The 9,191-nt window shown below is 68.1% G+C and carries 13 protein-coding genes; 8 read left to right on the top strand and 5 right to left on the bottom strand.

Going from position 1 to position 9,191, the window contains the following annotated elements; genetic code table 11:
* Position 1 precedes the first annotated feature (1 nt).
* Together QM772_RS13900 and QM772_RS13905 are read right to left on the bottom strand one after the other, a co-directional pair.
* On the bottom strand, positions 2-190 hold the full coding sequence (locus tag QM772_RS13900) for a hypothetical protein (protein ID WP_415137425.1): 189 nt from the start codon (positions 188-190) through the stop codon (positions 2-4).
* A 45-nt stretch (positions 191-235) separates the two neighbouring features.
* Positions 236-1,000, bottom strand: a complete 765-nt coding sequence (locus QM772_RS13905; RefSeq protein WP_415137427.1) for a metallophosphoesterase family protein — start codon at positions 998-1,000, stop codon at positions 236-238.
* Between the two features lie 104 nt (positions 1,001-1,104).
* Here QM772_RS13905 and QM772_RS13910 point away from each other — a divergent pair, with 104 nt between their 5' ends.
* The 7 genes from QM772_RS13910 (at position 1,105) to QM772_RS13940 (ending at position 6,012) form a co-directional block, all read left to right on the top strand.
* The gene (locus tag QM772_RS13910; protein WP_415137429.1) at positions 1,105-2,010 is read left to right on the top strand and encodes a hydroxymethylglutaryl-CoA lyase; all 906 of its coding nucleotides are present in this window, start codon (positions 1,105-1,107) and stop codon (positions 2,008-2,010) included.
* A gap of 6 nt (positions 2,011-2,016) precedes the next feature.
* Positions 2,017-2,664 (top strand): homoserine/homoserine lactone efflux protein, encoded by a 648-nt coding sequence (rhtB, locus tag QM772_RS13915; RefSeq protein ID WP_415137431.1) that lies wholly within the window; start codon positions 2,017-2,019, stop codon positions 2,662-2,664.
* 4 nt (positions 2,665-2,668) lie between these two features.
* Positions 2,669-3,172, top strand: a complete 504-nt coding sequence (locus QM772_RS13920; RefSeq protein ID WP_415137433.1) for a YbaK/EbsC family protein — start codon at positions 2,669-2,671, stop codon at positions 3,170-3,172.
* A 74-nt stretch (positions 3,173-3,246) separates the two neighbouring features.
* The gene (locus tag QM772_RS13925) at positions 3,247-3,417 is read left to right on the top strand and encodes a DUF1289 domain-containing protein (RefSeq protein ID WP_415137435.1); all 171 of its coding nucleotides are present in this window, start codon (positions 3,247-3,249) and stop codon (positions 3,415-3,417) included.
* Positions 3,414-4,010: a DsbA family protein gene (locus QM772_RS13930; protein ID WP_415137437.1), complete on the top strand. Its 597-nt coding sequence runs from the start codon at positions 3,414-3,416 to the stop codon at positions 4,008-4,010. The genes QM772_RS13925 and QM772_RS13930 overlap by 4 nt, the downstream gene beginning before the upstream one ends.
* 166 nt (positions 4,011-4,176) lie before the next feature.
* A complete protein-coding gene (locus tag QM772_RS13935) occupies positions 4,177-5,847 on the top strand; it encodes an MFS transporter (protein WP_415137439.1) in 1,671 nt (556 codons plus the stop codon).
* Positions 5,848-5,862: 15 nt separating this feature from the next.
* Entirely contained in the window at positions 5,863-6,012 is a 150-nt protein-coding gene (locus tag QM772_RS13940; RefSeq protein ID WP_415137441.1) for a hypothetical protein, read from the top strand.
* Positions 6,013-6,100: 88 nt separating this feature from the next.
* On the opposite strand, the gene QM772_RS13945 is transcribed toward QM772_RS13940, so the two are convergent.
* The 3 genes from QM772_RS13945 to QM772_RS13955 are packed head-to-tail and all read right to left on the bottom strand — an operon-like array spanning position 6,101 to position 8,061.
* Entirely contained in the window at positions 6,101-6,580 is a 480-nt protein-coding gene (locus QM772_RS13945) for an OsmC family protein (protein ID WP_415137443.1), read from the bottom strand.
* Between the two features lie 24 nt (positions 6,581-6,604).
* Complete coding sequence (locus QM772_RS13950; RefSeq protein ID WP_415137445.1) at positions 6,605-7,153, bottom strand: PaaI family thioesterase; 549 nt, start codon at positions 7,151-7,153, stop codon at positions 6,605-6,607.
* A 20-nt stretch (positions 7,154-7,173) separates the two neighbouring features.
* The gene (locus QM772_RS13955; protein WP_415137447.1) at positions 7,174-8,061 is read right to left on the bottom strand and encodes an EamA family transporter; all 888 of its coding nucleotides are present in this window, start codon (positions 8,059-8,061) and stop codon (positions 7,174-7,176) included.
* Positions 8,062-8,150: 89 nt separating this feature from the next.
* Here QM772_RS13955 and QM772_RS13960 point away from each other — a divergent pair, with 89 nt between their 5' ends.
* Positions 8,151-9,167 carry a GlxA family transcriptional regulator gene (locus QM772_RS13960; RefSeq protein WP_415137449.1) on the top strand — a complete coding sequence of 339 codons (1,017 nt, stop codon included), beginning with the start codon at positions 8,151-8,153 and terminating at the stop codon, positions 9,165-9,167.
* The last annotated feature ends 24 nt before the right edge of the window (positions 9,168-9,191 follow it).

Consider the following 9,191-nt stretch of genomic DNA (forward strand, 5'->3'; position numbering starts at 1 on the left):
CCTAGAAACGGGAGTTGAACGCGCTCGCCAGTGCCGTGATCGGCGTGCCAGGCAAGGCGTGAGGACGCGGCAGGCGCGTGCCTGCGAGGACGAGCAACGCCGCATGGCGCGTCGAGCGCGGTGCTGGCGAGCGCGCAGCGCTGTCGCCTGTCAGATGAACGTCATCGAAGCGAAAAAAGTCAATGCCCATGCGGCTCCCCTGAAGATGACAAGCGGTCGACTGCCGTTTCTAGGATCATCGGCCGGCCTCAAGACGGTCGGCGAAGAAGGCCGGCAGCGGCGTGGCGCGGATGGCGGCGGCGGCGGCCTGCACGTCGTAGGGCACGCGGTGGAAGGTGAGCTGCCGGGCCGCCTCGTCGAACAGCGCGTACATGGCGTCCACGCGGCCGTCGCGCGGCTGGCCGACCGAGCCGACGGTGGCCAGCCACAGGCGGTGCCGCGGCACCGGGATGGCCACGCCCGGCGTGGGCGTGAAGGGCATCAGCTTGCCGGCGCCGCCGCGGAAGTACAGCGTCTGCTGGTGCACGTGGCCGCCGAAGACGTAGCGCACGTCGGGGTGGCCGGTGGGCGGCTGGCAGGCGGCGTCCAGGCTGAGCGCGGCCGCCGCCGGGCTGTCCACGTAGCGCCACCTGGCGGGGTCGTCGGCGCTGGCGTGCACCAGCAGCACGCTGCCGTCGCGCGCGGTGAGCGGCAGCTCGGCCAGGAAGCGGCGCTCCTCGCCGCCGAGCTGCTCGCCCGTCCAGGCGGCGCCGACGTGGCCGAGGGTCTTGCCTGCGGCGGGCGGCTCGGTGGCGTACTGGTCGTGGTTGCCCTTGACCACCAGCGCGCCCTGCGCGTGCAGCGCCATCACGCGGCGCACCACGTAGGCCGGATCGGCGCCGTAGCCCACCAGGTCGCCCAGGATGGCGTAGCGCTCGGCGCCGGCGGCTTCGGCGTGGGCCAGGCAGGCGTCGAGCGCGGGGCCGTTGGCGTGGATGTCGGAGAGCAGGGCGAGCCGCATGGGGGCGATCCGTTCGTCGTGGGGCCGGGCCATCATACGGGCGCTGGCTGCCGCGAATCGGTAAACTGCCGCAGGCGCTCGCGCCTGCCTGAGAGACAACCCCCATGAACCTGCCCACCCGCGTCAAGCTCATCGACGTCGGCCCGCGCGACGGCCTGCAGAACGAGAAGCAGCCGGTGCCCGCCGCCGTCAAGGTCGAGCTGGTGCGCCGCCTGCAGGACGCCGGCCTGCGCGAGATCGAGGTCACCAGTTTCGTCAGCCCCAAGTGGGTGCCGCAGATGGCCGACAACGCCGAGGTCATGGCCGGCATCCCGCGCCGCGCCGACGTGTGCTACAGCGTGCTGACGCCCAACCTCAAGGGCTTCGAGGCCGCGCGGCCCACCCGGCCGGACGAGATCGTGGTGTTCGGCGCCGCCAGCGAGGCCTTCAGCCAGAAGAACATCAACTGCTCGATCGCCGAGAGCATCGAGCGCTTCGCCCCCGTGGTGCAGGCCGCCCGGGCCGCCGGCATCGCCGTGCGCGGCGCCATGAGCTGCACCGTGGGCTGCCCGTACGAGGGCGACGTCGCGCCCGCGCGCGTCGCGTACCTGGCGGGGCTGATGAAGGGCATCGGCGTGGAGCGCGTGGACGTGGCCGACACCATCGGCGTCGGCACGCCGCGCAAGGTGCGGGCGGCGTTCGAGGCGGCGCTGAGGCACTTCGGCATCGACCACGTGTCCGGCCACTTCCACGACACCTACGGCCAGGCCCTGTCCAACACGCTGGCCGCGCTGGAGTTGGGGGTGTGGAACTTCCAGTCGTCGGTGGCCGGGCTGGGCGGCTGCCCCTACGCCAAGGGCGCCACCGGCAACGTGGCCACCGAGGACGTGGTGTTCATGCTGCACGGCATGGGCATCGACACCGGCATCGACCTCGACAAGCTCATCGACGCCGGGCAGTACGTCAGCGACTTCCTCGGCCGCGGGACGGGCTCGCGCGTCGCCACGGCGGTGCTGAACAAGCGCGGCTGAGCGACCATGGACCTGCACGTCTGGCTGGCCTACCTCGTCGCCGCGTGGCTGATCGCGCTGTCGCCCGGCTCGGGCGCCGTGCTGTCGATGAGCCACGGCCTCGGCTACGGCGTGCGCCAGACCACGGCCACCATCGCCGGCTTGCAGATCGGGCTGGCCTTCATCCTGCTGGTGGCCGGTGTCGGCGTGGGGGCGCTGCTGGTGGCCTCGGCCACTGCCTTCATGGCGGTCAAGCTGCTGGGCGCGGCCTACCTGCTGTGGCTGGGCTGGCGCCAGTGGCGCGCGCCGGCCGTGGCGCTGGACGAAGGCATGGATGCCGTCACCGCGCCGGCCATGCTGAGCGTGCGCCAGCGCGTGGCGCTGGGCGTGTTCACCAACGCCACCAACCCCAAGGGCATCGTGTTCATGGTGGCGGTGCTGCCGCAGTTCATCGACCCCCAGCGGCCGCTGGCGCTGCAGCTCGCCATCCTGCTGGCCACCACGCTGGCGACGGACACGGTGGTGATGCATGGCTACGCCTTCCTGGCCTCGCGCCTGCGTGCCTGGCTGCGCTCGGCGCGCGCCCGGCGCACGCAGAACCGCGTATTCGGCGGCGTGCTGATGGGCATGGGCGCCAGCCTGCTGATGGTGGACCGCGTGGCGCGGACGGGATGAAGCGATGAGCGAAGAACAGAAGAACCTCCCCGAAGGCGTGCGGCGCGTGGCCGCCACCCTGCGCGAGGCCGGCCATGCGCACCCGCCCGTGATGCTGGACGACGCCGCGCGCACGGCCCAGCAGGCGGCCGACGCGCTGGGCGTCGGCGTCGGGCAGATCGCCAAGAGCATCATCTTCCGCCGCAGGAGCGACGATGCGGCGGTGCTCGTCATCACCAGCGGCGACCGCCGCGTGGACGAGAAGAAGGTGGAGGCCCTGGTCGGCAGGATCGGCCGCGCCGACGCCGAGTTCGTCAAGCTCAAGACGGGCTTCTCGATCGGCGGCGTGTCCCCCGTGGCGCACGCCGACCTGCCGGTGACGCTGATCGACCGCGAGCTGTACCGCTTCGACGAGATCTGGGCGGCCGCCGGCCACCCGCACGGCGTGTTCCGGCTGACCCCGGCCGACCTGGAGAAACTCACCGGCGCCCCGGTGGCCGACGTGGTGCAGGCGCCACCCGCGGCATGAACCCAGATGCTCCTAAAAAAATAGCTGCCAGCGCTTGCTGCACGGGTGCTGTAGGTCGATTCGATGCTGAACCCGTGCCCTCGCCCTGCACCCGCGTGTGCCGCATCGACGCCGCCACCGGCTGGTGCGCGGGGTGCTGGCGCAGCCTGGAGGAAATCGCTGGCTGGCGGACCATGAGCGCGGCCGAGCAGCGCGTGGTGCTGGCGCGCGTGCGGCAGCGACGCTTGTCCACGGAGGCGCCATGAAACACATCGACTTCTGGCTCGACTTCGTTTCACCCTATGCCTATCTGGCGTTCGAGCACCTGCCGCGCGCGCTGGAGGGCCTGGGCTACGAGGTGCGCCTGCGCCCGATCCTGTTCGCCGCGCTGCCGCAACACCACGGCCAGCGCGCGCCGGTGGAGAGCGCGCCCGAGCGCGACGGGAGCCATCGCCACGCCGTCTGGCAGGCGCGGCAGCTCGGCGTGCCGCTGCAATGGCCGGCCGCGCATCCGTTCGACCCGCTGGCGCTGCTGCGGCTGGCGCACGCCTGCGCGCGCCAGGGCGCGCCCAGCCGCTACGTGTGCGAGACGATCTTCCGTCACGTGTGGCGCGGCGGCGGCGCCGCCGACGATGCCGCGCGTCTGCGGGCGCTGGCCAAAGCCCTGGCGCCCGCGCGCGAGCCGGGCAGCGACGAGGTCAAGCAGGCGCTGCGCGCCGAGACCGATGCCGCCATGGCCGCCGGCGTGTCCGGCGTGCCGACCTTCGGCGTGGACGGCTGCCTGTGCCGGGGCCTGGACGCATGGCCCACGCTGCGTGCGCGGTTGCGGGGCGACGAGGTGCCGGCGCCGCGGGCTTGACGGCGTGCTCCTCGCGCCGGCCAGGACATCCGGTTGGCAAAAAAATGGCATCGGGGTTGTCCCGATGTCCTGCACGCTGTCAGAAAGCGGTCAGCAAGACCGAAGACATTCCACGCAGGACACGACTGGTTGCGTGTCCGCGGTTTCAAATTCCAGGAGACAGCGCATGGCTACATCGACGGCCGCACGGCCCATGACCCCGGAGGAGAAGAAAGTCATCTTCGCCTCATCGCTCGGCACCGTGTTCGAGTGGTACGACTTCTATCTGTACGGCTCGCTGGCGGCCATCATCGCCAAGCAGTTCTTCAGCGGGCTGGATGCCGGCTCGGCCTTCATCTTCGCGCTGCTGGCCTTCGCCGCCGGCTTCCTGGTGCGGCCGTTCGGCGCCATCGTGTTCGGCCGCCTGGGCGACATGATCGGGCGCAAATACACCTTCCTGGTCACCATCCTGATCATGGGCCTGTCGACCTTCATCGTCGGCCTGCTGCCCAGCTACGCATCGATCGGCATGGCGGCGCCGGTGATCCTGATCGCGCTGCGCATGCTCCAGGGCCTGGCGCTGGGCGGCGAGTACGGCGGTGCCGCCACCTACGTGGCCGAGCACGCGCCGCACGGCAGGCGCGGCGCCTACACCTCGTGGATCCAGACCACGGCCACGCTGGGCTTGTTCCTGTCGCTGCTGGTGATCCTGGGCGTGCGCATCGCCGTTGGCGAGGAAGCCTTCGCGGCCTGGGCCTGGCGCATCCCGTTCCTGGTGTCCATCCTGCTGCTCGGCATCTCGGTGTGGATCCGCTTGAGCCTGAACGAGTCGCCCGCCTTCCAGAAGATGAAGGCCGAGGGCAAGACTTCCAAGGCGCCGCTGTCCGAGTCCTTCGGCCAGTGGAAGAACCTGAAGATCGTCATCCTCGCGCTGCTGGGCCTGACGGCCGGCCAGGCGGTGGTGTGGTATTCGGGCCAGTTCTACGCGCTGTTCTTCCTGACGGCGCAGCTCAAGGTGGACGCCACCACCGCCAACCTGATGATCGCGGCCGCGCTGCTGATCGGCACGCCCTTCTTCGTGGTGTTCGGCACGCTGTCCGACAAGATCGGCCGCAAGCCCATCATCATGGCCGGCTGCCTGCTGGCGGTGCTGACCTACTTCCCGGTCTTCAAGATGCTGACCGAGGCCGCCAACCCCGACTTGGCCAAGGCCCAGGCCACGGCTGGCGTGGTCGTCACGGCCGACCCGGCGACCTGCTCCTTCCAGGGCAACCCGGTGGCGCGCGAAATCGACTTCAAGACCTCGTGCGACATCGCCAAGCGCTACCTGGTGCAGAACTCGGTGAGCTACGAGAACGTGGCCGGCCCGGCCGGCAGCCCGGCGGTGGTGAAGGTCGGCGACAAGAGCATCACCGCGCCCACGGGCAACGTGGTCAACCACAAGTTCGACGAAGACTCCGCCAAGGCCATCGCCGCCTTCAAGAAGGAGATGAGCGAGGACCTGAAGGCCGCCGGCTACCCCGCCAAGGCCGATCCGGCCAAGATCAACAAGGTGCTGGTGGTGCTGCTGCTGACCTACCTGGTGATCCTGGTGACCATGGTCTACGGCCCGATCGCCGCGATGCTGGTGGAGCTGTTCCCCACGCGCATCCGCTACACCTCGATGAGCCTGCCCTACCACATCGGCAACGGCTGGTTCGGCGGCCTGCTGCCCACCACCGCCTTCGCCATCGTGGCCTCCACCGGCAACATGTACAACGGCCTGTGGTACCCGATCATCATCGCCGGCATGACGCTGGTGATCGGCACGCTGTTCATCCGCGAGACCAAGGACGTGGACATCTACGCCGACGACTGATCGAAGGAGACGCACATGCTGAAACTGATCATCGGCCTCGTCGTGCTCGGCGTCGTCCTGTTCTTTCTGATGAGCAAGGGCGGCGAGATCGACATGGGCGGCGAGAAGCACGGCGCCGGGCAACCCGGCGCGGGGCCGCGTGCCCTGCTGACCATGACTACCTGACGGCCGCGAGGCCGCCAGCATTCAAAGCCCGCTTCGCGCGGGCTTTTTCATTTCAATCCGATACTCAAGAGGCGCATCGATGGAAGATTCAATTGCGTCTGTGATTCCAAGAGCCTTGAATGGTGATTGCGGATTTAACTGCGTTCGCCAAGAAGCACTCTTCATGTGCCCGATGGTGTAGATCCTCAACGGCGGCATCGGTCGGGGCTTTATCGCCTGAGAATCTGACTATCGGATTGAGGGCAACAAGTGACAGCCACGCCCTTCCATCGGGCCTTTTTGTCAATCTGCCTTCTGCCCGATCTTCGTAGGCATCCACCAGATATCCATCGCGCGCCGCGAGGTCCAGAAACCAGAGCATGTGGCAACTGGAGAGGGAGGCCACGAACGCTTCCTCGGGATCGACGGCAGAGGGATCGGAAAGAGGTGCGCGCACAACATCCGGAGAACTGGAGCCACGAAGCTCGACCCCGCCATCGAAGCGCCAGATGTGGACCCTGCTGTATCGGTGGTCGAGGAACTTGCTTTCCTTTCGGTCCCATTCGATTTCGACGATATGTGGTTTCATGCCAGATCCTTTCCAGTTTCATGCTCAGGCAAGTGAAGCGTCGAGCACCAAGCAAGTCGTGGTTGCGTGGCCGTACAAGACGCCGTCAGGGCCTGCCAGGTGGGCCTCTGCGGTGGCCAGCCGCCGGCCACAGTGAATGACCCTGCCCTCCGCGCGCACACAGGGCACGTCGAGCGAAACACCGCGCACCAGATTCACCTTGAGTTCGGCGGTCGTGTAGGCGCGGCCTGCGGGCAGCAGGGTGTAGACGCTGCACCCCATGGCTGAGTCGAGCAAGGTGGCGTACCAGCCGCCATGCACGGTTCCAATGGAGTTCAGAAGACCCGGGTTGGGCACGCCCTGGAACGCTGCCGTGCCAGACCCCACGGCGACCAGGACATATCCCAGCGTCTTCGTCATGGGCGCGTACGGAATTTCTCCGTTCAGCATGGACTGGAGAACGTCGAGCCCGGTCTTCCCCATGATCTGTTCCGGCTTCGCGACGCCAGCCCCAGGGCCGCTGGCCATTCGCTGCCTGACGGCCTGCGCTTCGGCCAGCCAGTCGGCCAGAGAAGAGTTCTGTTCGATGCGCATGGATGTCCTCACACTGAGCCCTAAGCGCGCTGAAAGCGCTGCACGGCCCGCGCGCCGAATGTCGCGGTCAGCACCCCCGTCAGAACCAGTCCGGCAGCGCACAATTTCCACCAGGACAAGGGTTCATCCAGGACTGCTGCCGACGACAGCAGGGTCAGCACGGGCACCAGTAGCGTGAACGGCGCCACCTGCGTGGCGGGGTAGAGGTAGAGCAATTTGCTCCACAGCGCATAGGCCAGGAAGGTGCCGAAGTAGGCCATGTACAGGATCGCCCCCAGGCCCACGCCCGACAGGTTCTGAAAGCTGCTCCATACCACCTGCGGGCCTTCGAGCGCCAGCGAAGCCAGCAGCAAAGGCGGCCAGGAAAACAGGCTCCCCCAGGCGATCAGCGCCAGCAGGTCCACCTTGCCCAGGCGCTTGCTGACGATGTTGGCCGCTCCCCAGGCTGTCGCGGCCAGCAGCATCAGCAGCAAGCCCAGCACGGGCCGTGTGCCGGTGATGGCCCCGGCATGCCAGGCCACGAGACCCAGCCCGGAGAACGCGATCAACGCCCCCAGAACCTGCCATCGCCCTGGACGCTCGTTCAGGAACAAGGCTGCCAGCACGGCGGTCACGAAGACGTGCACCTGCAACAGAACCGCTGCCAGCCCGGCCGGAACGCCCAGATGGATACCCGTGGCCAGGAGGCCGAGTTGCAGGGCGAACATGAAGATGCCGTACTGCGCCAGCTTGTACCAAGCCACGGGCGGGCGCGGCAGGATCAGCACCCAGGGCAAGGACGTGAGGATCAGCCTGGCCGTGGACAAAGCCAGCGGTGGAATGTCACGCAGGCCCAGCTTCACGGCCAGGAAGCTCAGCGTCCACAGCACGACGACCAGCAAGGCCAGCCCCAGGTGTGGCGCCGTCATGGATGCTCTCCTCGGAAAAATTCAGTCATGGCTCAGAGCATAGGCAGGCGTACCATGTCTGAAAGGACAACATCGCCGCAAATCCTGCCATGCGTTCAAAAGCGCTCAATGCCTCCGCTCAGACTCGTGTCGTGGTGCTGCTGGCTTTTGACGGTTTTCTGTCGCTGGACGTGTCGGGTCCCTGGGAGGTCTTCTCCAAGGCATCGCGGCTTGCCGCGGCGAACAGCGGGCGCCCGGCCTATCGGCTCGTGCTGGCATCGCCTGACGGAGGCACCATCCAGGCCAGTTCAGGCTTGCGCTGGGCCGACTCCTCGGCGGTGGCCGATCTAAGGGGACCGATCGACACCGTTCTGGTCGCAGGCGGCCTCCCAAGCGTCTTCGAGTCTGACGGCTCCGCCGCGAGTCTGCTGCCGTGGCTACGGCGCAAGGCGCCTGCCGTCCGGCGGATGGGCAGCATGTGCACGGGGGCATTCGCGCTGGCGGCCGCCGGCCTGCTGGACGGACGCCGTGCGACGACGCATTGGAATTCATGCACGCAACTGGCCAGCCAGTACCCCCAAGTCCGGGTGGAGCCCGACGCCATCTATGTGGCCGATCCGCCGTTCTATTGCTCTGCCGGGATCACCGCCGCCATCGACCTGTCGCTGGCCCTGGTGGAAGAAGACCTGGGGCAGCCCATCGCCCTGGCCGTGGCGCGCGACCTGGTCGTCTACCTGCGCCGTCCCGGCGGGCAGTCGCAGTTCTCCGCCGGATTGCAGGCGCAGATGCAGGCCAGTGACCGCTTTCGGGACCTGATCATGTGGATGGTGGAACACCCGGGCAGCGACCTGAGCGTGGCGGCTCTCGCCGAGCGCATGGCGATGAGCGAGCGGCACTTCGCTCGGCAGTTCCGCACCGAGACCGGGAAGACCCCGGCCCGTTTCGTGGAAGCCCTGCGGCTGGACCAGGCCAAGAGCCGCCTGGAACAGACGTCATGGCCCTTGGAGCGCATCGCCCAGCGGGCGGGCTTTGGCTCTGTCGATAGCCTTCAGCGCAGCCTGCGCCGGCACGCGGGGATCACCCCGGAGCTGTACCGGCAAAGGTTTTCAAGCAAGGGCATCGATTGACAACGCAGAGCCACCAGACTGAAC

The sequence above is a fragment of the Ottowia sp. genome, assembly GCF_047601385.1.
Classification (GTDB): domain Bacteria; phylum Pseudomonadota; class Gammaproteobacteria; order Burkholderiales; family Burkholderiaceae_C; genus Ottowia.